Raw genomic sequence first — 23,759 nt, forward strand, 5'->3', positions numbered from 1 at the left:
CCAGCTACCGCGCCCGGCGCTCCCTGGCGAACCGCTCGAAGCTCCTCCGAGCCCACACCAGCCCGACACTCACCAGAAAGAGGAACCCCGCGACCACGGCAAACCCCCACTCCCCGAGGCACGCACAGAGGGCCACACCAGCGGCCACAGCGGCCAACGCCACGTTGTCCAGGACCTCCCACCGGATGCCAGTACGGAACCGGGCGTAGAGGGTGAACCACGCCAGCACGCCGAGGATGCCAACCAGGACGAAAGCCATGATCACGGTGAAGCTCCCGGGGTGAGATCGAGCGACCAGGGTAGCGAGCGGCGGAGGAGCGGCACGCGCCCGATTGGCGGCCGTCAGGGCAGGAGCGGGCCCACGGGGTCCACCACGGCGTACGCCTCCCCGAGCTCCCGCCACACCCGGCCCCGGAGGTCCTGGCGCGCCTCCTCCCCGAGCATCCACCACAACGCCCCGGAGACGGGGAGGTGATACGAGCGCGTCCCGCCCTCCGCCGGCGTGGTGCCGCAGAGGGTGACCACGTCCGCGCCGTCCTCCAGCGGGGCGTGGACGTGCCGCTCACTGACCTCCCGGCCATCGGCCAGGGCCGCGGCCACCCGGGCAAGCGCAGTCGGGCCGAAGCCACGGATGTCCAGGAGCGCGTGGCCCTTGACCGCGCCCACCCACGGCACGGGCCGCTCATACTCCGCCCGCAGCGCCTCCACGTCCTCGATGCCCTCACGGCGCAGCGCCCGCGCGTACCGGTACGCGTACTCATCGCCGCCGAGGAGGTCCCCCAACACTCGGTTCGTCGGGTCCGGGGCAGCGGGCCGGGCCGGGCGTCGCTCCGTCTCATGACTCATGCCGGGAGCGTAGCCGTGGCCGTCAGGCTCCTTCGAAGGTGACCAGCTCCGCGTCCCCGTCCAGCCGGATCGCCATACGGTGCCCGCACTCCTGGTACACGGCGACGGCGTACCGCCCTTCCCCCGGGCCGCCCTCAATTTCGTGGCTCATCAGCCCTTGATTGACGTCCGGGCATAGGGGACACCCCCGCTCCAGCGCGGCCCGGCGAATGTTCGCCGGAGTGTCAGCGGGAATGAGGAGCGTCCCGCCGTTGAGTACCTGGCCCCCCTCGCCCACGGAGTACAGCAGGAGCTCGCGGCCGTGGTCCGTCTCCAGCTCCACCGTGTCCATCGGAGGCGCGGGGCGGAAAGCGCCCTCCGCCATGGCCTCGAACGCGCGGACGAGGTCCTGGTCATCGCTCATGCCGTGAGCGTAGCCGCACCTGAGTTGCTGCGGGGTTGTCTCAGTTCGTCCCACCGGCTCCGCCCCGGGGCCGCGGTCCGCTACGGTCGTTCCACCACCGCAAGACGGCCCTCCTTCGGCCGGCCCTGCTCGTGGCTCCAACCGGGCCGGGGTCCGGCTCCTCGCTCTTCCTGTTGGTGCAGGAAGGGGCCGCGCCCCGGCTTGAGCCGTCATCAGCACACCGCCCACTCCCGTACGCTTCCCGGCCGCGTCACGACGGAGAGGGGCAGACATGAGCGGCGGAGGCTTCGACTACCTCCACGAGCACGCCGGGACGCTGGACGCGCTCGCGGCCCGGCGGTCCACCGTGCAGTCCGTGGGGGACTATCTCGTGGCCCTGGACGTCCTCGGCTACGGCGACACCGACCGGGCCGGCCGGGACACCCTGGAGCTCGCCCGGCTCCTCCGCCGGTGGGAGCGCCACGCCGTGGCCCACGCCGCGCCCCTCCTGGCCGTCTGGCGGGTAGCGGACCGCGTGGAGTCCGGCGACGCCGGGGAGGCCGAGCTCCGCGCGGCCACCGCCGGGTACGCCGCTCGGCAGGTCTCACCCGGACGGCGCCCCGTGGACGACCCGGCCGGCTACCTGCGGGACGCCCTGGCCACCCACGAGCGCAGTGAGCGTGACCGCCGCACCCTCCACCCCGGCGCCCCTGACATCGAGCTCACCTACCGCCACGGCGCGATGGAGTGGGCCACGGAAGACGGCCAGGTCCTCACGGCCGAGTGGTGGGAGCAGCACTCCGACTCCGCCGCGGACCCGTTCGTCCTCGCCCTCATCGCCTCCATGCGGGACCTCCTGGACGACTACGACCAGGACGCCGCACTCCTCAAGACGTTGGACCCTGCCGGGGAGGCGTACGGCATGACGGTGAAGGGCCAGGCCGTCCGCGCCGGGATCATCCGCCAGTGGGCCGCCGCGTACGCTGCCCGGCAGGAGGGATGACCGTGGAGCAGGAGTACGCCCCCGGCGGCCTGGTGCCGCCCGCCCCGACCGCCGGCCGGTTCAACGGGCCCGTGGTGTTCGTGCCGCTCGGCTACGGTCCCGCGGTCGCCGCCCGGGCCGCGCGCCTGGCGCTCCTCCACGGCGTGGAGGAGGCGGAGGCCTACGTGAACGAGGCCGCCGCGTCACGGCCTACTCCCCGGGGTACGGACCGACGTCCTCCCGGGTGACCACGGTCACGGGGAGCTCGGCGTCCCCGGACGGCCGGCGGGCGATCCCGCGCCACGTCTCCCGGACGTCCTCCGGGGCGACCTCCCACGCGATGGCGGCCACGGGGGCGTGCCACCAGCGGGTCCCGTTGTCCACGCAGAGCGTGACGCAGTCGGGCGGGACGTCCAGGGGGGTATGGGTGTGGCTCATCAGACACCTTTCGGAGAGTGTGATCAGGTCGTGGACCTCGATAGGCCGGCGTCCACGGCCCGGCAGCGGGCGGCCCCAGTCGCACCAGCCGCTAAAGGTCTTGTGTCCAGCGGCAGCCACGCGCGGGGCAGTAGAGGTACCTGCCGCCGTTCGATCCGTCCTCTGACAGGACGCGCCCCCTTCCGCAGGCGGGGCAGCGGTCGCCGTGCCGAGCCTCTGGAAGATCGCCGGCTGACTCCTCATGCCGAGTTTCAACCGTGGCGGGGTTCAGCCCAAGGACTCGCCGAATGACGCGCTCCAAGCCGCTCATGACTGCCCCTCCTGGTGGGCCGTCTCGTTGAAGGTGTACACGTCGAGCACCGCCTCCAGCTCCTCATCGTGGTCCATGCATGAGCGGAACGGGCACGGTAGGTCCTCCGTGGGCGGGGCGGTGAGCGCGGCCCGGGCGGCGGACACTACCTCCGCGGGCTCCGGCACTAGGGAGCGGCACGCGGTGACGGAGGCGCCGCACACGTCACCGGCCGGTCCCCACCCCACGGACCAGCCGGCCTCATCGGTCCATAGGAGGGAGACCTCCTGGTCCCCGTACGCCCGCCAGGTGGCGCGCATGTCGAGGTCGAGGACGGCCCGGCGAAGGAGGACCAAGTCCGCTTCCTCGTCGTGGGGGTAGGACACGGCGCTCACGGGGACGTCGGCGGCGGCGAGGGCGGCGGCCACGGCCCGGATGTAGGCGCGGTGGGTGAGCTGGTCCGGAAGGTCGAGCAGAGGCATGAGGGCACTCCTGTGGAGTCGTTCCTCGCCCGGCCCGCAACCAGCAGCGTAAGAGCCTGCCCGGCGTTCCAGCGCGGGCGGCAGAGCCACCGTAGCGCGTAACCGGCCGGGCGTGGGGGAGAACGGCCGCGGTCCCCGGACCGGGAGGGCACGGGGACCGCAGGGTGGAAGGGCGCCGCCCCCCTTGCGAGGACCAGGGCGGTGCCTTCCGGCGGGGCGGGCGGCGGCCAGTGGGGCGCGTACTCCCACGCCGTCCGGACACTGCATCGGCATAACCGCCGGGGCCCCGTGCCCGCACCCTACCGGAATTCCCGGAGCATTCCGCCGCGGAATTGATCAGAATTACTACGCGCTAAACCCCCGAATTGATCGAAAGAGTGGCCGTGACCAGCGGATTTGCCTGCCCTGACGCTCTCCGCATTGGCCTATGATGCGGCGCCGAACATCGGCGGATCATGCAAGGGGCGGAAATGATCGGAATTCCGGAGATCGGCATCCTGGCACTCGCCGGATATCGGCTCACACAGCTCGGCGTTCATGACGCCATCCTGGACCCCGCACGAGACCGGGTATTCGACTGGCAGACACGCCGCCCGGAGTCCTCCGTGAGGGCCTTTCTCGTCACCCTCATCTCCTGCGTGTACTGCCTCGGCTGGTGGCTCTCCGGCGCCGTCCTGGCCGCCTACCTCCTCACCACCGACCAGTGGACCGGAACCCCCCTCCTCCTCCACGGCCTGGAATGGCTGGCCGTCGCCGGCGGCGCCGTCCTCCTCAACCGCTGGGACGACTCCCGCAAGGACGCATCGTGACCGCCGCCGCGCCCCGCCGCGTCATCACGGCCGCCGCCTCCCGATACACCTCCCGCAAGCTCAAGGGCAACACGAAGAAACCGGACTCCGGCTGGCAGGAACGCGCCTGGACGTTCTACGACACCACCCCCGAGGTCCGGTTCGCCGCACAGTGGGTGTCCGGCGCCATGAGCGCGGCCACCCTCTACGCCGGCCGCCTCGCCGACGACGGGAAGACGGTGGAGCCGGTCCCGGACACCCACCCGGCCGCGGAGATCGTCGCCCAGATCGCCGGAGGCCCCGAGGGACAGGCGCAGTTGCTCAGCGCGTTCGGCCCCCACCTGGTGGTCCCCGGGGAGGGCTGGATCGTCGTCCGGCCACGTGAGAAAGGCGGCCAGGACTGGCACGTCCTCTCCGTCCAGGAGATGCGCCAGCAGGGACAGAAACTCCTCGCGGAGATCGACGGGGAGGAGGTCGAGATCCCGCCGGCCGACCCGGACGGCACCGCCGACGACTCGGCCCCCGTGGGCATCCGTGTGTGGCAGCCGCACCCCCGCCGCTTCCTGGAGGCCGACTCCCCGGTACGCGCCTCCCTCGGCCTCCTGGAAGAGCTCCAGCTCCTCAACGCCGCGGTGGCCGCCATCGCCCGCTCCCGCCTCACCGGCCGCGGCGTCCTCCTGGTCCCGCAGGGCACCCGCTTCCCCTCCACCCCCGTCCAGGGCAACGCCGAGGACGACCTGATCGAGGTGTTCATGGAGGTGGCGGAGACCGCCTACCGCGAGCCCGAGAGCGCGGCGGCCACGGTCCCGATCATCCTGGAGGTGCCGGCCGAGTCCATCGGCGCCATCAAGCGCCTCACGTTCGAAAGCGACTTTGACGAGCTCGCCCTGAAGCTGAGGGACGAGGCCATCCGCCGCTTCGCCACCGGCCTGGACACGCCCGCAGAGGTCGTGCTCGGCATGGGCGGCATCAACCACTGGGGCGCCTGGGCCTTGAAGGAGGAGGCGGTCACGCTCGGGGTGGAACCCCGCCTCAACACCGTTGCCCACGCCCTGACCACACAGTGGCTCCGTCCGCTCCTCCAGGACGTGGACGAGGAGGAGGCGGAGCGGTGCGTCGTCGTCGCCGACACCTCCGGCCTCCGCGTCCGCGCCAACCGGTCCGCGACCGCGCTGGAGGTCTTCAAGGCCGGCGCGATCTCCGCCGCCGCGCTCCGCCGGGAGACCGGGTTCGACGAGAGCGACGCCCCCACCGCCGAGGAGGAGGCCGCCCGCCGCCGCGAGGAGGAGAACCAGGAGCAGCCCGGCCAGGAGGAGGGCGAGGAGGAGACGGACGTCCCCGTGGACGAGAGCGAGGAGGCCCCGGACACCCTCCCCGCCTCCGCCGCCGGACACCTCCCGTCCGCCGTCCTGGAGGCCGCGGACGGCCTGATCTGGACCGCGCTCTCCGTCGCCGGGGAAAAGCTCCGCAAGACGCCGGCCTGCCCGCGCTCCGAGCGGTCGAAGGCCCGCGAGATCGAGCCCGCCCGCCTCCACACCGTCATCCGCGTGGAGCCCGGCCAGGTCGAACAGTGGCGGCTCCTGGAAGGCGCCTGGTCCCGCCTCCCGGAGGTCGCCACCCGCTACGGCCTGGACCCGGATTGCCTCTCCGCCTCCCTGGAGACGTACTGCCGGGAGCTCATCACCGCCGGGATCGGCCACGACTTCGACCTGACCCCGGGCGCGCTACGCACCTCATGCCTGGCGGTGGCCGCATGACACCCCGCCCTCGGCCGTCGTCCCCGCGCCCGTTCCCGGTCCTCACCGTCTACGTGACGGCCGGCACCGCGCGCCCGGACTGGTGCCACGTCTGCAAGGCATACACCCGGTTCACCGGGGACGTCCTCCTCCTCACCCCGGAGGGCGTGTCCGTCGTCGGCTCCTACGCCGGGTGCGAGATCTGCGACGAGCCGGAGGAACACCGTGGATGAGCTGCCCTTCCTGATCAAAGAGGCGTCGGCCGAGCACGCTGCCAACCGCGTGAGCCTGATTGAGGAGGCCGGCACGGTGGCGATGGCCCACTTCGACACCCTCGCCCCGGGGTACGCGAGCGTGTACGTCACGCTGACGGCCCGCACGACGTACGGCACGGCGATGCTCGGCCAGTGGGGGTTCAGGCGCTCCGCTGACGGTGCGGTGACTCTCATCGGAGCGCTCCCGGATACGGAGGCCGCCCGTGTCTGACCAGACCACCGCGCCGAACGGCCGGCCCCTGGACCACACCGGGCCGCCCGGGCACTGGAGGCCCGCTCACCGCGTACACGGCTGGTGCTCCGCGTGCCCTGGCATCGAGCCGTGGGAGGAGCTGGTGGCGTGGCGCCTCTGGGAGGACGAGCGCCACCGCAACGCCCGCCCCGAGACACCGGCAGGGGATGACTACCCCGGGCCGGAGGAGCCCGAGGACACGGAGCTGCCGTTCTTCGTGGACTCGACCGTCAAGCCGGAGCGGTGCCCGGTGTGCCGCGCGGAGGTTCCCTCCGCGCTGGTCTCCACGTTCACGGTCACCACCGGAGCCGGCACGTACACGATCGGCTCCTTCACCTACTGCCTCACTTGCAAGGCATCCCCCCTCACGCGCCCGGAGGTTACCCATGGCTGACGGAGAGGCCTCGCTCCAGGAGGCGGAGGCCGAGGTGGGGCGCACCGTCCGCAACGTCCTACGCGAGGTGGCCGCAGAGTTCACCGACGCCGTACGGGACGCGGATGAGCTGGTGGCCGCCCGGTTCTCCGTCGGCTCCATCGCCCGCATGTGGACGTCCCGCGTCCCCCGGATCGTCCGAAAGCTCCTCGGCGTCTCCGAGACCGCCGCCAACGAGGCCGCCGGTGACGTGGGCGGGGAGCTGGACGACACCTGGCGCGACCTCCCGGGCCGGTACGACGACGGCCGGGAACTCCCCCCGGGCATGGGCCAGTACGTGGAGACCACGGAACACCTCCTCCGCGCCGTGGGAGACCGCCTGGCCGACGTGGCCCGGGAAGAGCTCGCGGCGGGGGTGGAGGCCGGGGAGGACGTGGACCAGCTCCGGGACCGGCTCCGTGCCCGGTTCGCCGCGGACGGCGCGCAGCTCGGCCGCGCCCGCCAGGAGCGCACCGCCGCCACGGAGGCCTCCCGCGCCTGGAACACCGCCACCCTGGAGGCCGGCCGCGCCCTCACCGGCCCGGACCGCCCCCTGGTCAAGCAGTGGCGCACCCGCGGGGACCGGAAGGTCCGGGACGCGCATGACGACGTAGACGGGCAACTCCGGCTCCTGGACGAGCCGTTCCGTGTCGGCGGCCACGACATGGACGGCCCGGGCGACCCGACCGCCCCGGCCTCCCTGGTCGTGAACTGCCGGTGCCGTCTCCGCCTGGCCCGCGCCGAACGCGCCGCCCTCACCCCCCAGTCCGAAGACGACGGACGGGCGCCCTCTAACGAATCTCAGGAGGCGCCCGTGGGCGCACCTACGAATGTGACCGCCGCAGCGGACGGGAGCCACCTCATGGGCGGCATGATCGCGCTCATCCCCACCGAGGAGGACGCCGCCCGCCTCGCCATCGAGGGCGGCGAGGACGCCGGGGAGCTCCACCTCACCCTCTACTTCCTCGGGGACCAGGGCGGCGACTGGACACAGGACCAGCGCCAGGACCTCGCGGGCCGTGTCCGCTCCTGGCTCGCGGACCTCAGCGGCCCCGTCACCGGCCGGGCGTTCGGCGCGAACCACTGGAACGCCGGCAGCGATTCCCCGTCATGGGTGTGGGCCGTGGGAGACGACCGGGACGCGGACGCACCCGGCCTCACCGACATTCACGACGCCATCACGGAGGCCCTGGAAGACACCCACGAGCGGCCGGAGCTCCCCCGCCAGCACTCCCCGTGGGTCCCGCACGTCTGCGCCGCCTACAGCGACGACCCCGCCCTCCTGGAGCAGCTGGAGGCGCGCCTAGGACCGATCACGTTCGACCGCGTACGCCTGGCCTTCGCCGGCGACCACATCGACATCCCCCTGACTCCCGAGGAGGAGCCCATGCCGGAAGAGGAGAGCGCGGCCGGAATGCCCACCCGCGCCTGGTCCACCCCCGGGGACACGGCCCTGGCCTTCGAGAACCAGACCACCGGCGACGGCCGCGTGTTCGCCCCAGGCGCCCTGGAGTGGACCGGGCCCGGCCCGTGGCCGCTCCAGTACGCCGACCAGATGCTCGGCGGCCACGAGGGCGCGGAGCTCGCCGGAGCCATCACCACCGTGAGCCGGGACGGCGACCGCATCCCCGGCGCCGGCGTCCTCTACCTCTCACAGCGCGCCGGCGCCGAGGCCGCGATGCTCCTGGAGGAGGAGGCCCCCCTCGGCGTGTCCGTCGACCTGGACGACGTGGACGTCGAGTTCGTGGACCGCACCCTGGAGGAAGGGGAGGACGGCGTCCTGGTCCTGGCCGCGTCCCTCGCCTCCGCGTCCGTCCTCCACATGGAAGACGGCGGCTGGTGCATCAGCGCCCACCCCGCCGTGGAGTGGGAGGCCTCCGCCGGCGTCCTCTCCCGGCAGCGGCCCACCGTCCAGCTCATCACCGGGCCCGGCGGCCAGGTCAACGCGTCCTCCATCGTCAACGCGTTCGCCGGTACCGGCCTCCTCCCCGACCGGATCATGGCCGCCGCCGGGGAGCCGGACGACCCGGACGCCGGAGTGGTCGTCCACGCGGAGAACAGCGGGGACTTTTTGATCAGGATCACCCGCGCCCGGCTCCGCGGCGCCACCCTCGTATCCGTGCCCGCGTTCGCCGGCGCCCGCATCGTCCTGGACCCCCTGGAGGACGAGGAGGAGGCCCGGGCCGCGTCCGCCCGCGCGGCGCGCCTGGACGACATCACCGCGGCGTCCGGGGAGACCCGTAAGCGCGTCGTCACCTACGTCCGATCCTGCCCCGGCCCCGTCGGCGCCGCCGAGGTCGCCCGCGCGGTAAAGGTCTCCGTCTCCACGGCACGCCGGCACCTCAACGAGGCCGTGAAGGAAGGCCACCTCGTCCGGCTCCGCCCGGGCCTCTACACCGGCGCCTCCTCCATCCCCGAGGGCCAGGAGGAAACGGCCTCCGCCGCCCCCGCGGGCGCGCACGCGGCCGTGGGCGGGCCGCACCTCCACCCCGTCCCGGAGGAGGTCATGACGGACCTGGTGGCCTCCGCGTGGACGGCCATGCAGGACGCCGACCCCATGCCCGCCGCCTGGTTCGCGGAGCCCACGGAGGCCGAGCTCCCGGACGGGAGCGGCGGCGTCCACTACTCCGGAGGCCGGATCTACGGGTGGGTGGCCCGAGCCGGGGAGCCGCACGCCGGCCACCCCGGCCGCAACCTCACCGTGGAGTCCCTGGGGCAGCTGGACATGTCCCACTTCCTCCGCGCCCGCTTCAAGCTGGACGACGGCACGTTCGTCAAGGCCGGCGCCTTCACCATGAACGTCCCGCACTCCCGGGACGGCGCCGAGTGCGACACGGCCGCCTGCCAGTTCGACGACACCCGCACCGTCGCCGGAGTGATCACGACCGGCCTCAACGAACGCGGACTCTGGTTCTCCGGCGCGGCGGCCCCCTGGCTCTCAGCGTGGGACCGGACCGTGTTCGCCGCGTGCCAGCCGAGCTATCACATGCTCAAGGGCGGTGACGGCCGCTGGCAGCTCCGCGCCGTGCTCTCCGTGCCCGTACCCGGCCACTCCTCCCCGCTCATCGCCGCGGCGGTCGAGCGGTCCAACCTCGCGTTGGCGGCCTCCGCCGCCCTGGCCCCCGCCGCCGGGACGGAGGGCGTCATCGTCACCGCACCCCGGACGGCCGGGGACCTCGAGGTGGCGGCGCAGCCGCTCACCGTCTCCGCCGCTGGCGCCCTGGTCCCCACCGTGGACGTACCCGGCCCTTCCGTCCCGGCGACGGACACGGCCGCGCTCACCGCGGCACTCCTGGAACGCCCGGACGTCCTGGACCGGTTGGCGGACGCCCTGGACGCCCGCCGCACCACCAGGGAGGAGGAGCGGCGCGCCGAGGTAGAACGCCTCTCCGCCTCCTTCGCGAAGGTCCCGGCCGGGACCACCGCCTCCTTCTGACCCCCGACCACCTGAGAGGAGCACCGCCATGGCGTGCGCGTGCCAGAACAAGCACAAGTCGTTTGAGGTCGTCACGAAGGCTGGCACCGCCACCCGGCCAGCGTTCACCAGCAGCAGCCAGGGCACCGCGGAAGCCGTCGCCGACCGCTACCCCACCGCCATCGTCCGGGACAAGAAGACCAGCGAGCCCGTCTACTTCGCGTGGCCGAAGGGCACGTACGAGGTCGTCCTGCAGGCCGGGGACGGGCCGGTCCTCAAGGCCGCCGCCCACGTACGCAACGGCAGCGACCGGGGCACGCTCAAGGCCCTCGCGGACGACCGGGCCGGGGAGGGCGCCGTGGTCCGCTCCACCACGGACGGCACCGTGGTCTACCCCCTGGCCGCCGCTCTGACCGCCGCAGCCGTCCAGACGGCCCCCGCCACCCCGTAGCGTCCTGCCGTCACCCCTGGTAGGCAGCTACTATTCAGCCCTAGCAGACCGCTGGTTTTGGGCCGGGTCCCCAGCTTCAACACTGGAGACCCGACCCATGGCCGACGAGTTCGAGCTCCCGCAGGACCTCAACCAGCTCTCCGACTCCGCGTTCCTCACGTCCCTCTCGGACGAGGAACTGGCGGACGCCCTCAGCGTCTCGTCCGTGACCTTCGCCGCGCTCTCCGCGCAGGACGCCATCACGGACGATGCTCTCCAGCAGATGCGCGCCCTGGCCACCGGCTCCGAGGCGATCCGGCTGGAGCAGCGCTCCCGTACCGAGGCCGCGGAAGCCGCCGCCGCCGAGATCGAGGCCATGGCCGCCCGGGTCCGCGGAGACCAGGCCACCACCGAGGAGACGGCGGCAGCCGAGGGCGGGGAGGGCGGTGACGGCCAGGAGGCCACCGCCTCCACCGAGACCGCCCCGGCCGCTCCGGAGCAGCCCGCGGCACCCGCGGCCCCGGCCGCGCCGGCGGCGACGGCGTCCGCGGTCGTCGCCCGGCCGCCGCTCAACCTGAGCGCGGTCCGCCGCGTCCAGCCGCGCGTCCTCCCCGAGGCCCCGGCCCCCACGACCCGCATCACCGCGGCCGTGGACGTCCCCGGCTACACCCCGGGCGCGCCCCTGGACTTCGACGACATCACCGCCGGCATCATCAGCCGCGCCAACGCGCTCAAGACGGCCGGCGGCGGGGTCGGGCAGGTGATCTCCTACCGGCACCCGTACGAGCAGGACCAGATCGTCACGGACTCCTCCTCCGCGCCGGAGGGGACCACAGTCTCCCTGAGGGCGTCGGACCAGCGGCGCCTTCCGCAGAAGGAGCTCGTCGCCTCCGGTGGCTGGTGCGCGCCGTCGGAGACGATCTACGAACTGACGGACACCGCGTGCCCTGACCTCCTCTGGGACGCACCGGAGATCCAGCTTGCGCGAGGTGGCCTGCGCTACTACAAGCCGCTCTCCCTGGACGTCGCCGCCATGACGTGGGTGCACACGGAGGCGGACGACATCTCCGGGGCCGAAAAGCCCTGCTACCGGGTGCCGTGCCCCGACCCGGTCGAGGTCCGGTGTGACGCGATCGGCGTCTGCCTGGAGGCTGGCATCCTCACGCAGCGCCACTTCCCGGAGCTCGTCTCCTGGTACCTCCGCAACGCCATGGTGGCGCACGAGATCCGCGTCAAGCAGTACCTCTTCCAGCAGGCCCTGAACACGGCCACGACGGTGGACATCCCGCAGTCCTTCGGCGCGCTCTCCTCCGTCTTCGCGGCGGTGGCGCTCCAGGCCGCCGACATGATCGAGCGTCACAGCCTCTGCGAGTCCACGGCCCTGGAGGTCGTGTTCCCGTACTGGTCCCGTCAGCTCTTCCTCGCGGACCTGGCGCGGCAGAACGGCAAGGACATCTGCGACCTCGACCCGGGGTGCATCCAGAACACGTTCGCCAAGCTCGGCGTACGCGTCCAGTTCGCCCGCGGCCTCAACCCGGCCGTGCCGGACGAGATCGGCGGGGAGACCCCGGCCACCGCGTTCCCGTCCACCGTGAAGTTCCTCATCTACCCGTCCGGCGGGCTGGTCATCGGACGCGGCGAAGAGGTCAATCTCGGGGTAATTCATGATTCAACTAAGTTCCGGTTCAACGACTACACGGCGCTTTTCGCGGAGGAATGCACGGCCCTCGTGGACAGGTCGGTGGACACCCGGCTGGTGACCGTCCCGGTCTGCCCGTCCGGTGAGACCGGCGCACAGACCCTCCTCGCCTGCGCCTGAGCGGCACCTCCCGCCCGAGACGTGCCGGGCCCGCGGACCTGAGACGCGGGCCCGGCACCCCCTGACCCTGACTGGAGGTCCGCGCGATGCCGGGTATGCGCAAGCTCGTTCAGCCGATCCCGGGCGTGCCGCTACCGCACGGCATCCTCAACGCCTGCACCACCGTGGAGGACGTCACGGACGTCCATGAGCTCATGGGCGTGGAGTGGCGGGCCCTCGGCTGCTGCCCCGTCCACGAGTGGAAGGACCCGTGCCTGACGGACGACTCCCCCGGGGAGGAGTCCCCCGGCGAGCCGGTAGCCAAGCAGTTCTGCAGGCCGGAGTTCGAGCACGCCCAACCCATCACGCTCTACGCCGGCGCGGAGTGCTCCACGTTCGGCTGGTCCTACGAGGAGGCCGTGACCCACGCCCGGGCCACGATGGCCCTCGGGGAGCAGCACGGCCTGGAGGCCGCGTTCTGGTCCGGGAAGCTCACCGTGGACGCGGTGGACCTCACCCCCGCGGCCGGGCCGGTGTCCGTCGCGCAGGGCGTCGCGGCGCTGGAAGGCTGCTTGGCCGAGTCCTACGGCGGCGTGGGCGTCCTCCACGTTCCGGCCGGTGCCGCCGCGCTCCTCGGCTGCTGCAACGTCCTCACGAGGGACCCGGCCACCGGGAGCCTGGAGACCCTGGCGGGGAACTGCGCCGTGATCGGTGCCGGCTACTCCGCCGAGAACACCGGGCCGGGCGGTATCCCGGCCGAGCCGGGGACGGCCTGGCTCTACATCACCGGGCCCGTCCACATCCGGCGCGGCCCCCTGGACGTCATCCCGGACCGGTCCGCGTCCGTCAACCCCCGCACCAACGATCGCCGCGTGCTGGTGGAGCGGACGTACGTGGTCGGCACGACGTGCACCGTGTGCGCGGTGCTCGTGGAGGTCTGCGCGTGAACGACTTCATCCGTATCCGCCCGGCCGCGCGCCGGCGTGTGCCGTTCGCCCGGTGGGCGGTGAGCCAGAACCCGAAGATCCGCACCGTCAGCCAGTCCGAGTTCGGCGTCCCGCCAGTCCTCTTCGTCGACATGCCGGAGGACCTACTCCGCGGCTCCCTGGTCGACGGCCGCCCGTACGTCTCCCCCCTCGACCAGGAGGAGGAGACAGAGGCGGCCGGACCGGGCGCGCCGGAGCTCCTGGGCGTCGCCACGCGCGGCCCGGACGGCTTCCTGGAGGCGGTCCCGGGCCAGCCGCTCCCGGAGGTCCCCGCCCACATCTACGGCCCGGACGCCGTCCCGCTCCCGGCCGACTTCGCGCCGCTGGAGGACGCCCCCGAGACGTACGAGCTCTCCGGTGTCCTGGTGGGGGAGACCGGCCCGGAGACCTATGTCCCCCTCGGGGACACCAGCGGGGACACCCCCGGGGGCGCCCTCGCGCAAGGAGGGGACACGGCCGGAGAGACACCGGCCGTGACCAGCGAGGACACCCCGGGGGACACCGGAGACACGGCGGGGGACACCAGCGGGGGCACCGGCCGGTCGTTCCCGTGCGGGGCGTGCCCGCGCGCCTTCAAGAGCGAGCGCGGCCGGGACTCCCACCGCCGCCAGGTCCACGGGAGGTAGCCGGTGCCGGTCGAACCAATCCCCTGCGCCCCGGGCGGCGGTGGCGAGCCCCCCGGCCCGTCCTGCTGCGCCCCGTCCATCGCCTCCACGCCCCTGTGCCAGGAGGACGGGACCACCATCCTCCTGGTGCTCCGCTCCGCGTGCGCGTGTGACGGCGCGGAGCCCACACCGCCGGAAGTCGTCGGCTGGCTCGATCCGGTCACCGGCGACTTCACGGAGGGCCCGGCACCGGCCGGCGCCGGGCCGTGCGGCGCGGACGACTGCGCGTCCGTCTCCCTCCTCCGCCTGTGCGACCTGACGGAGGAGGAGTGCGTCCCGTTCCTCCGCCACCTGGTCCACGACTGCACGGGCGCCGTCACCTCGAGCACGGACACCGCCCTGGACGGCGTCACCCCCTACACGCCGACCGGAACGGTAGGGGACTGCGAGGACTGCCCGTGCCCGCCGAAGACGCGCGTACTCCCGCTCTGTGACTACCTCGGCCCGGGCCCCACGCCCGTCGTCCAGTTCCTCCGCCACGTCACCTACGACTGCACCACCGGCGAGGTCCTGGAGCAGACGGACACCCTCCCGGACGCGGTGACGCCGTACACGCCCGTGGGGGAGGTCGGGGAGTGCGGCCAGTGCCGGCCCACCCCGATGTGCCCCACCCTCCTCGGCCTCTCCGGCCCGGAGACCTGGTCCATGCCGGAGGGCACGGAGTCGCTGGCCATCACCGTGGCGTGCGGCCCCGTCACCGTCACTGACTGCTCCGGGAACGCGACCACGATCAACGAGTGCGGCGCCTCCTTCACCTGGGCTGCCCCGCCTGGCGACTGCACCCCCGGACGCCTCTGCACTCCCGTCACGGTCGACGTCCCCGAGGGCGCGGCCGTCTACCTCAACCTGCTCATCCCGTGCGGCATGGGAGACGTCTCGTGAGCTGTGACAACTGCTGCCCGCCCGTCATCCTCGGCGGCTCCGGCCAGCCCGGCCCCCAAGGACCCGCAGGGCCGACGGGTCCGCCCGGCCCGGGAGTATGCGTCTCCAACGACCCGGGGAACGCCCTCCAGCTCGGCACGGACGGCTGCATGTACGTCGCCGAAGCGGACGCCGGCGCCGAGGGCCCGCCCGGCCCCCAGGGACCCGCAGGCCCGGCCGGACCGGCCGGAGAGGGCGTGTGTATCTCCACGGACCCGGACAACGCCCTCCAGCTCGGCACGGACGGCTGCATGTACGTCGCCGCGGCCGAGGCCGGCGCCGAGGGCCCGCCCGGCCCCCAGGGACCCGCAGGCCCGGCCGGACCGGCCGGGGAAGGCGCGTGCATCTCCACCGACGCCGGGAACCAGCTCCAGGAGGGCACAGACGGCTGTCTCTACGTCGCCGAGCCCGCCCCCGCAGAACTGTGCATTGCCGCCGACTCGGCGGACGTCCTGGCCGTGGACGCGAACGGCTGCCTCAGCCTCACCACCGACCCGACCGGCCCCGTACGGCCCGGGGAGAACGGACTCACCCTCTGCCTGTCCGAGGACCCCGGCCAGACCGCGACCCTGGACGGTGACGGCTGCCTCCTGGTCACCGGCGGCGGCACCGGCGCGCTGCCCGTCGTGGAGATGACCACCGCGGTCGAGGTGTTCGAGGAAGACGGCACCTTCGACCCGGCCGCCTACCCCGGGCTTCAGTACGTGCGTGTCCGTGTCCAGGGTGCGGGTGGCGGCTCCACCGGGTCCGGGCCCAACCCCGGCCCGGTCGGCTCAGGGTTCGTGTCGATCGGCGCGGCCGGCGGGGGCGGCGGCTACAGCGAATCCCTCCTCAACGCCGCCGACCTGCCCGGGCCCGTCCCGGTCGCTATCGGGGCGGGCGGTGCCGGATCGCCGGTCAACGTCAACGCGGGGAACGGCGGAGGGTCCTCCTTCGGCACGCTCGTCACCGCGAACGGGGGCTCGGGCGGCTTCCTCACCAACGGCGGGATGCCGGAGTCCTGGGACGACTCCCGGGGCCAGATCGCCCGCGCCGGCGGTGGCACCACCACTGCGGCAGGCCAGCTGAAGATCCCGGGCAGCGCGAGCATGCCCGGATGGGCGGCAGGCGGCGGCGCCCTGGTCGACGTCCCGCAAGTCCCCACCGGCACCGTCATGAACTCCCGGATGAGCTTCGGCGGCAACGGCGGCGGCTCCCACCTCGGCGGCGCCTCCGCCGGCGGCAAGAGCAGCGGACCGAACGACACCACCGTGGGTGTCGGCTCCGCCCTCGGCTACGGCAGCGGCGCACCGGCGCCCGCCTCCGCATCCGGGAGCGGTACCGGCGGCGGCAACCCGAGCCCCGCGGTGCCCGGCCGGGACGGAGCGCCGGGGGTCGTGATCGTCGAGGTCCACATGCTCACCGTCACCGCCGCCTGAGCGGCCACCAGCAAGGAGAACCACAGTGCCCAGCGGCGGGAACTTCAGCTCATGCAACTGCGGCCCGGACGTGTCGGCATGTGACAGCCCGACACAGCCCGTGGCCACGGTCGGCCTCTGCCTCGCGGACGGCTCCCCGATCGCGGTCACCGTCGTACGGGACTGCGCCGGCACCGTCACCAGCGAGGGATGGATCGACCTCACCACGGGCGCGTGGTCGTCCGGTCCGCCACCGGCCGGGACCATCGCGTGCGGCGACAGCCGGTCCATCACGACGAACGGCACCTTCTGTGACGTCCTGGAGGACGGCACGGTCGCCGGCCTGGTCCTCGTCGAGTACCAGTACGCCGCCGACGGCTCGATCGCGTCCGTGCGCCTGGTCGACGCCGTCACCGGGACCACCTACACCCCGCAGGGCGAGGTGACCACCTGCCCCGCCGGGGTCGAGGCGCCGGAGCGGGACATGCTCCAGCTCTGCGACACCACCGATGACGAGTCCGGCGCGATCACCAGCGTGCCGTTCCTGCGGGACTACGCGCGGGACGAGTCCGGCGCGGTGGTCGGGCACACCGACTACACCCTGGACGGGGACCCGTACACGCCGTCCGGCACCGTCGGCGTCTGCGGCCCCCAGACCGAGCCCGTGGAGCCGTGCGCGTCGACCGTCACCGTGCTGCGCCTGTGCGACCTCAACCCCGACGCACCCCCGGACGACGAGGGCAAGCGGTGCGCCATCCCGTTCCTGCGGCACCTCGTCCACGACTGCACCGGTGCCCTTGCGGAGACCCGCGACACCACCACGGACGGCACCACCCCGTACACGCCCGTCGAGGCCGTGGACTGCGGCTCCGGCGGCGTCCCGGCCATGGTGGAAGTTCCCTGGGAGGTCGTGGACATCCAGCCGGACCCGGCCAGCCCGGTCGGCCGCGGCCTCATCTACACCCTCTCGCCGATCGACGACCCGGCAACGGTGGGCACGGTCACGGTCACCACCACGGCCACCGCGAACACCGCATGCCCCGGCACCCCGCCCTCGTACAACTTCCGCAACCCGTGCACGTACACGTTCACGCCGGACCAGGCGCTCCAGGACGCGGCCACCTACGTGCGCTGCGACTTGATCGACTTCGACACCTTCGAGCCGGTCACCGGCCTGAACCCGCCGCCGTCCCGGCTCGGCGGAACCGCGTACTGGGACGGCACGACGATCCGCCCGACCGAGTCCAACGGCACGGGCGAGATGTACTACGACGGCCCGCCGGCCTCCTGGTCCTACCGGGTCGGGAACACCGGCGGCGGCAACTCCTGCTCCAGCCTCTCCTTCGCCGCGGTCTCGCTGCGCCCGGAGGGCTGCTGCGCCCCGTGCGGGAGCAGCGGCGGCGGGGACGGAAGCGGGCGCACCGTGCAGGAGGTGTGCGTCATCGCCAACTCCGCCCCCACGGAGGTGATGACGTGGACGCGGGTGATCGAGGACGGCGGCGCCACGATCTACTACCTCGACCAGGACGGCGCCCGCTACGACGACACCCTCCCGGCCGGACACCAGATCATCGCCTGCGCTGTGGAGCCGGAACCGTGCCGCAACAGCACGACGCTGCTCCTGTGCGACACGCAGGCCGAGCCTGAGGAGCCCGTCCCCGCCGAGGGCGAGCCGACCGCGACGGATCTCGTCCCGCCCGCCCCGCTGCCCGCCGGAGGCGCGCACGTCGCCCTGCCGGGAGGCGGGGCCGACCTGTGGTCCGGCGGAACGCTGGTGTTCCCCGCGGACCCGGACGCGACGGCGGGCGACGGCTCGCAGGTGTACCGCAGCGTCGCCGCCACCCTCCAGGCCGACCGGCCGGCGTGCGACGACGGCACGGCCACCGTGACCGCGTCGGTGCACGTCCACCTCGACGGCCCGACCGACGCCGGCGGCTACCCGGGCGCGTTCCACCTCGTCGACGGCTCCGGCACGGACATCGCCCTGGACGCCCCGCCGACGGACACCGTGTCCGGCTATGACGGCGTCCTCGTCGTCAGCGGCACCGTCCCGGCCGCCGACCTGGCCGCCGGAACCGTGACGCTGGTGCTCTCCCTGGAGACGTTCCAGAGCGGCGGGAAGGCATGGACGACCGATGGCTTCACCGCGGACTACGTCTTCGGGACCGGCGAGGAATGCGCCAGCCCGGAGCCGGTCCAGTTCCTGCGGACCCTGGTGACGGACTGCGTCACCGGAGACATCGTCAGCGTCACGGACACCACCCTGGACGGACAGCCGTACACGGCGGCCGGGGAGGTCAGCCAGTGCACCGCCACCGGAAGCGACGCCGGGGAGTGCCGGCACTGCGAGACGCTGACCCTGTGCGACGTCCAGCCCGACGAGGAGGAGTCACCGGGCGAAGGAACCGAAGTGCCGTGGACCACGGTGAGCGTGGTCGAGGACCCCGCAACTGCTGGGCAGCACACGGACTTCATCTTCACGATCTCGCCGCAGGACGACCCCAGCACGGTGGGCACCGTCCACGTCAACGTGAGCCGCGCGGCAGGCGGGGCGTGCGGTGACTTCGACATCAACGACCTGATCTTTTCCAACACCGCGCAGTACCACCTGACGCTGGACGAGGTCGCCCAACAGGTCGACTTCCTGCGCGTAGACCTGCTCGACTTCGACGGCTTCGAACCGGTCGCGATCCTCACCGGCACCCCGGAGCCCACCCGGCTGGGCGGCACCGCCGTATGGAACGCCAGCCACGACCGGATCATCCCGACCGAGGACAACAGCACCGGCGAGCTGTACTGGGACAACCCGCCCGCCACGATCGCCTACGAGATCTTCAACACCGGCGGCGGCACCAGCTGCTCGCGGCTGTCCTTCGCCGGAGTGACGATCGTGCCCCCGCCGCCCCCGCCACCCGCGGGCACAAGGACACCGTTCCTCCGCACGATCTGCCGGGCCTGCGACGGCTCTGCCCTGTCCGTCACCGACACCAGCGTGGACGGCGACCCCTACACCCCGGCTGGCCAGGTCACCGTGTGCGCCACCGGCAGCGGCGGCGGGACGGAACCGGGACCGGACGTCGAAGTCCTCCAGCTCTGCGACACCCCCACGGAGGGCGCGGACCCGGTGCCGTTCCTCCGGCACCTCATCTACAGCGACGGCGCCGTACCGCCCTTCGTGCTCGATACCGAGCTGGACGGCGTCACCCCGTACGTGCTGGCCGGTGAGGCAGTCGACTGCGCGGCGTCGGAGCCGTGCCGGGACAGCTCCTCCACGCTCCTGTGCGACACGTCGGCCGCGGACCTGATCACCGTCTTCGACCCGGCCAACCGGCCGGACGATGACGGCTGGGAGGTTGTCTCCTTCACCGGTTACCACGCGGACGCACCGCCGGAGGCGCCGCTGCCCTACCCGGCCCGCTACGGCACGCCGTACGGGTATCCGGCCCTCGGCGCCCGCGCCGACCAGTACGGCGGATACGGCGGCGGCTCCTGGCAGGGCTACGACAGCGCGCCCGTCCGGTGGGTGCTCCGCAAGACCTTCACGGCCCCCGAGGACGGCGTCGCGATCGCCCAGAGCATCGGCTTCCGCGGCGACGGCGGCGCCCGCGTCCGCATCAACGGCATCGACGCCGGCATGTACGGGCAGTGGAACCAGCCCGCCACCAGCGGCACGGCGGAGATCCCGGTCACCGCCGGCGCGAACACGGTGGAGATCGAGGTCCGTGACGTCAACGGCGTCAACAACGTCGTGGGCAGGCTGGACATCGCGCTCCCGAAGACGGTCCAGTTCATGCGCCGTCAGACGGTGGACTGCGAGACCGGCGACGTCATCTCAACCACCGACACCACCTTGGACGGCGAGCCGTACGAGGTGACGGGCGAGGTCGGCCAGTGCACCCCGACGTCGGAGTGCTGCGAACAGCCACCACCGGAGCTCCGGGTCGACGTCGAGTCGGACGTCATGTGCATCCGCGACGCGGACGGGGAGATCACCGGCCAGGTCGTGGTGGAGCGCGTCTACGACGACCAGTCCGGCGACCGCACGGAGCAGCGCCTCACGGACCCGACGACCGGGGACCCGGTGGAGCTCCCGGACGGCGCGGAACTGGTCCTCTGCCAGGACCCGCCGTGTCCCACGGCGTTCTCCACGGAGTGCGTGGGCGCCGTGACCCGCACGGAGGCCGGCTACGACAACACCTCAACGATCAACGGGGTGCCCGGCAAGTGCGGGTCGGTGCAGGGCCCGAACGGGCAGTTCCCGTGCCAGCCGACCACGGGCGCTCTGACGATCACCTCGTGGGTCGTGGACGGGGAGGAAGTCATCGGCGAGGGCGGCGGTCGAGCCTTCAACGGCGGCCCCTGCGGCGAGGGCACCACCGCCAACCCGGGCATGCACCACAACTGGGCACTGGCCCTGACCAACCTGGACCCGTCCGGCGCCAACTGGAGCGCGCAGGAAGCCGACGGGTGCGCGTGGTTCGTCGGCTCCACCGGCGGCACACAGACCGTGTACGGCCCCATGACCGTGGTGGACGCCGAGGGCCGGCAATGGATCCTCGGCCCGGCGCAGGCCTGCGAAGAGGTCCAGTTCACGAAGGTCTACAACCAGCAGTGCGACGGCTCCGTGACCGTGTCGTGGCTGGACGCCCAAGGGGTGGAGACCGACGCCCCGGAGGGTGACCTCGTCCCGTGCGGTACGGGCTGCGGTACGGGCGGCGGCGCCGGCCTGGACGTGGAGACCGTGGCGCTCTGTGACGTCGCCGAGGACGGCACCACCGTGCCGTTCCTCCGGCACATCACCTACGGGACGGGCGGGCAGGTCTCCGTCGTCCTGGACACGGGCCTAGACGCGTTCTCCGCGTACACACCGAGCGGCACCGTGGGCGTGTGCCAGCCGCGCGAGGACGGCCAGGACGTGGAGCTCCTGGCCCTCTGCGACGTCGCCGAGGACGGCACCTCTACGCCGTTCCTCCGGCACCTGGTCTACATGGCCGCGGCGACCGCCCCGGCCGTCCTGGACACCCTCCTGGACGGCGCGACGCCGTACACGCCGGCCGGTGAGGTGGGCACGTGCGCGCCGGAGGAGGAGTGCCCGAGCCGGAACATGCTCTCCGCCTGCCGGTGTGACGACACGGACGGCGACGGCGTCGCGGACACCGGGTACGTGGAGCTCCTGGCCGTCGACTGTGAAGGCGTCCTCACCTCCGTGGGCACCTACACGGAGGACCTGTCCGCCCCGTACACGCCGGTCGCTCCGGTGGACTGCGAGACGGCCGACCCGGGCCCGGAGCCGGTCGTCTCCGTCCAGGCGCACCGCGTGCAGCTGGCCCCGGGGCAGTCGTGGGACGCCTCGACGGTGGCGTCCCTGCGCTCCGTCACGCTGACCGCGCACACCGGGGACGGCCTGATCACCACCGGGGACGGCGTCTCCACCCTCTTCCAGGGGGAGTCCGTGTCCTGGTCCATCAACAAGGAGACGGACGCCGCCCTCGTCGGCCCGCTCACGGTGGACGCCGTGGACGGCGTGATCACCGTTACGTGGACCCGAACCTCCTGACCCCGTCCCGCGGGCCCGCTCTGTGTGCGGCGGGCCCGCGGGACGGCCTTCCCTTCCCTCACCAGTAGAGGAGTCCCCTCATGTCCGGTACCAACGGCAGCGTGGCCGCCGCCTCCACGGACGCGGAGTACGCCGTCCTCTGTGACGAGACCGGAGACCAGTTCCTCCGCCGCTACACGAACACCGGGAGCGGCGCCCCGACCGTCACGGACACGGAACTGGACGGCGTCACCCCGTACGCGCCGACCGGCGAAGTGGTCCGGTGCGGCGCCCCGGCCGTGAACCCGGAGATCACGTCCACCGTCCAGAGGCAGACCGACGCCGGCGCAGTCACCATCGACGCCGGCGCCCGCTCCGTCACCGTCCTCGTGTACGCCGGGGAGCCCACCGTGGCCATCGGCGGCGGCCCGGCCGTGACGCTCCTTCCGGGGACGTCGCTCTCCTGGGGCGTGAACCGGGGCGGGAACCTCGGGGAGGCACTGGCGGACGCGTTCGTGTTCACCGCGGAGGCCGGTGAGGACCTGGTCGTCTCCAGCACGCGGGAGGCGTAGCCGTGGCAGCGGGGACGGACGGCTCCTACGCCCGGCCGCCCGGGCCCCGGGTGGAGGCCGCCCGGGGTGTCACGGACGGCTCCGGGAACGTCACCTTCACCTGGCCGCCGGGGGCGTTCGCCGCACCGCCCGTCGTCACCATCGGCCTCCAGGGCGCGGCCGGGTTCCGCGTGCACTCGATCACCGGGAACACCGCGGCGGCCACGACGGTGAACGTCCAGGCCTCCACCGGTGTGACGCTCCTCGGGATCGGGGTCCTGGCCGTGGGCGGGCCGGCGGCCGGGGTCACCGTCCACGCTCACGCGGTCGCCGCGCCCTGACCCCTGCCCGGGCGGGCGCGCAGAGCCGCCCGGGCGCGTGGGGGCCCGGCTAGACTCCTGGTAGCTGCTGGTTCTGGGCCGGGCTGACACCACGTTTGTTACGCCTGCTGGTTTAGGGCCGAGCCGTCCAACTTCCTTTGTTGGAGGCTCCACCGTGGCAGCTCCGCTCATCTCGAACGCGGCCACCGTCCGGGTCACCCGCGTTGACGGCTGCGGCCGTCCCGTCTGTGGTGACGACTCCTCATACGTCACCGACTGCTTCGCCTCCGTCGCCATGGCCGCGAACGTGGAGGACGGGGAAGACATCGTCTTTACCGCCGCCAACGGGAGGCAATGCGGATTCAAGCGCGGTTGCCCGACTCTGAACGGGTATGACCTGACCTTCACGTTCTTCCAGGCCTCCCCGGAGCTCATGGAGATCATGACGGGGTCCCCGGTCTACTTCGACTACGCTGGCAACCCGATCGGCTTCGACTCCTGCTCCATCCCCTGCAACACGGGCTTTGCCTTGGAGGTCTGGACGGACGTCCTGGGCGAGGACGTGTGTGAGGACGAGGCCGCGGAAGGCGCCTGGGTCTACTTCGTCTTGCCGTGGATCACGAACGGCATGATCGGGGACCTGGAGCTCGCCAACGAAGCCGTGAACCTGGAGCTCACCGGCGCCACCCGCGCGGGCGGGAAGTGGGGCACCGGCCCCTACGACGTCCAGCCGCAGGACGCCGCCGGCACCCCCGGCCCGATGCTCACCCCGCTCGGCTCCTCGTGCCACCGCCGCATGTTCATCACCTCCACCCCGCCGCCCGAGCCGTCGACCACCTACATCCCGGTGGCCGGCGAGTACTGCATGGCCTCCTGAC

At 72.8% G+C, this 23,759-nt stretch carries 23 protein-coding genes; 18 read left to right on the plus strand and 5 right to left on the minus strand.

What is annotated here, in order from left to right; all coding sequences use genetic code 11:
* Positions 1-4 precede the first annotated feature (4 nt).
* The 3 genes from NI25_RS20680 to NI25_RS20690 form a co-directional block, all read right to left on the minus strand.
* Entirely contained in the window at positions 5-265 is a 261-nt protein-coding gene (locus tag NI25_RS20680) for a hypothetical protein (RefSeq protein ID WP_061443869.1), read from the minus strand.
* 77 nt (positions 266-342) lie between these two features.
* The gene (locus NI25_RS20685) at positions 343-846 is read right to left on the minus strand and encodes a hypothetical protein (RefSeq protein ID WP_148315145.1); all 504 of its coding nucleotides are present in this window, start codon (positions 844-846) and stop codon (positions 343-345) included.
* Between the two features lie 22 nt (positions 847-868).
* Positions 869-1,249, minus strand: coding sequence for a hypothetical protein (locus NI25_RS20690; protein WP_061443871.1), 381 nt, complete (start codon positions 1,247-1,249; stop codon positions 869-871).
* 271 nt (positions 1,250-1,520) lie between these two features.
* On the opposite strand from NI25_RS20690, the gene NI25_RS20695 reads away from it, so the two are divergent.
* Together NI25_RS20695 and NI25_RS20700 are read left to right on the plus strand one after the other, a co-directional pair.
* Entirely contained in the window at positions 1,521-2,231 is a 711-nt protein-coding gene (locus NI25_RS20695; RefSeq protein WP_061443872.1) for a hypothetical protein, read from the plus strand.
* On the plus strand, positions 2,228-2,458 hold the full coding sequence (locus NI25_RS20700) for a hypothetical protein (protein WP_061443873.1): 231 nt from the start codon (positions 2,228-2,230) through the stop codon (positions 2,456-2,458). The genes NI25_RS20695 and NI25_RS20700 overlap by 4 nt, the downstream gene beginning before the upstream one ends.
* Here NI25_RS20700 and NI25_RS20705 read toward each other — a convergent pair.
* The gene (locus NI25_RS20705; protein WP_061443874.1) at positions 2,421-2,648 is read right to left on the minus strand and encodes a hypothetical protein; all 228 of its coding nucleotides are present in this window, start codon (positions 2,646-2,648) and stop codon (positions 2,421-2,423) included. The two genes, NI25_RS20700 and NI25_RS20705, sit on opposite strands and share 38 nt — an antisense overlap.
* A 306-nt stretch (positions 2,649-2,954) precedes the next feature.
* Positions 2,955-3,419 carry a DUF6292 family protein gene (locus tag NI25_RS20710; protein WP_061443875.1) on the minus strand — a complete coding sequence of 155 codons (465 nt, stop codon included), beginning with the start codon at positions 3,417-3,419 and terminating at the stop codon, positions 2,955-2,957.
* A gap of 470 nt (positions 3,420-3,889) precedes the next feature.
* Here NI25_RS20710 and NI25_RS20715 point away from each other — a divergent pair, with 470 nt between their 5' ends.
* The 16 genes from NI25_RS20715 (at position 3,890) to NI25_RS20790 (ending at position 23,758) form a co-directional block, all read left to right on the plus strand.
* Positions 3,890-4,228, plus strand: a complete 339-nt coding sequence (locus NI25_RS20715) for a DUF1360 domain-containing protein (RefSeq protein WP_061443876.1) — start codon at positions 3,890-3,892, stop codon at positions 4,226-4,228.
* A complete protein-coding gene (locus tag NI25_RS20720) occupies positions 4,225-5,964 on the plus strand; it encodes a hypothetical protein (RefSeq protein ID WP_061443877.1) in 1,740 nt (579 codons plus the stop codon). The genes NI25_RS20715 and NI25_RS20720 overlap by 4 nt, the downstream gene beginning before the upstream one ends.
* Complete coding sequence (locus NI25_RS20725) at positions 5,961-6,176, plus strand: hypothetical protein (protein WP_061443878.1); 216 nt, start codon at positions 5,961-5,963, stop codon at positions 6,174-6,176. Before NI25_RS20720 ends, NI25_RS20725 begins: the two co-directional genes overlap by 4 nt.
* Complete coding sequence (locus NI25_RS20730; RefSeq protein ID WP_061443879.1) at positions 6,169-6,429, plus strand: hypothetical protein; 261 nt, start codon at positions 6,169-6,171, stop codon at positions 6,427-6,429. The genes NI25_RS20725 and NI25_RS20730 overlap by 8 nt, the downstream gene beginning before the upstream one ends.
* Complete coding sequence (locus tag NI25_RS20735; protein WP_061443880.1) at positions 6,422-6,844, plus strand: hypothetical protein; 423 nt, start codon at positions 6,422-6,424, stop codon at positions 6,842-6,844. The genes NI25_RS20730 and NI25_RS20735 overlap by 8 nt, the downstream gene beginning before the upstream one ends.
* Complete coding sequence (locus tag NI25_RS20740) at positions 6,837-10,298, plus strand: phage minor head protein (protein WP_061443881.1); 3,462 nt, start codon at positions 6,837-6,839, stop codon at positions 10,296-10,298. The genes NI25_RS20735 and NI25_RS20740 overlap by 8 nt, the downstream gene beginning before the upstream one ends.
* Before the next feature lie 28 nt (positions 10,299-10,326).
* On the plus strand, positions 10,327-10,728 hold the full coding sequence (locus NI25_RS20745; protein WP_061443882.1) for a hypothetical protein: 402 nt from the start codon (positions 10,327-10,329) through the stop codon (positions 10,726-10,728).
* A gap of 97 nt (positions 10,729-10,825) precedes the next feature.
* A complete protein-coding gene (locus NI25_RS20750; RefSeq protein ID WP_061443883.1) occupies positions 10,826-12,526 on the plus strand; it encodes a major capsid protein in 1,701 nt (566 codons plus the stop codon).
* Between the two features lie 95 nt (positions 12,527-12,621).
* A complete protein-coding gene (locus NI25_RS20755; RefSeq protein ID WP_233520756.1) occupies positions 12,622-13,452 on the plus strand; it encodes a cupin in 831 nt (276 codons plus the stop codon).
* Entirely contained in the window at positions 13,449-14,117 is a 669-nt protein-coding gene (locus tag NI25_RS20760; protein ID WP_061443885.1) for a hypothetical protein, read from the plus strand. The genes NI25_RS20755 and NI25_RS20760 overlap by 4 nt, the downstream gene beginning before the upstream one ends.
* A gap of 3 nt (positions 14,118-14,120) precedes the next feature.
* The gene (locus NI25_RS20765; protein WP_061443886.1) at positions 14,121-15,038 is read left to right on the plus strand and encodes a hypothetical protein; all 918 of its coding nucleotides are present in this window, start codon (positions 14,121-14,123) and stop codon (positions 15,036-15,038) included.
* Complete coding sequence (locus NI25_RS20770; protein WP_148315146.1) at positions 15,035-16,495, plus strand: hypothetical protein; 1,461 nt, start codon at positions 15,035-15,037, stop codon at positions 16,493-16,495. The genes NI25_RS20765 and NI25_RS20770 overlap by 4 nt, the downstream gene beginning before the upstream one ends.
* A gap of 100 nt (positions 16,496-16,595) precedes the next feature.
* Positions 16,596-22,031 carry a hypothetical protein gene (locus NI25_RS20775; RefSeq protein WP_061443888.1) on the plus strand — a complete coding sequence of 1,812 codons (5,436 nt, stop codon included), beginning with the start codon at positions 16,596-16,598 and terminating at the stop codon, positions 22,029-22,031.
* An 80-nt stretch (positions 22,032-22,111) separates the two neighbouring features.
* A complete protein-coding gene (locus NI25_RS20780) occupies positions 22,112-22,582 on the plus strand; it encodes a hypothetical protein (RefSeq protein ID WP_061443889.1) in 471 nt (156 codons plus the stop codon).
* Positions 22,583-22,584: 2 nt separating this feature from the next.
* Positions 22,585-22,902 (plus strand): hypothetical protein, encoded by a 318-nt coding sequence (locus NI25_RS20785; protein ID WP_061443890.1) that lies wholly within the window; start codon positions 22,585-22,587, stop codon positions 22,900-22,902.
* Positions 22,903-23,056: 154 nt separating this feature from the next.
* Entirely contained in the window at positions 23,057-23,758 is a 702-nt protein-coding gene (locus NI25_RS20790) for a hypothetical protein (RefSeq protein ID WP_061443891.1), read from the plus strand.
* Position 23,759: the final 1 nt, after the last annotated feature.

Origin of the sequence: Streptomyces sp. CCM_MD2014 (assembly GCF_000772045.1) — a bacterium.
In the GTDB taxonomy this organism is placed as follows: Bacteria; Actinomycetota; Actinomycetes; order Streptomycetales; family Streptomycetaceae; genus Streptomyces; species Streptomyces salinarius.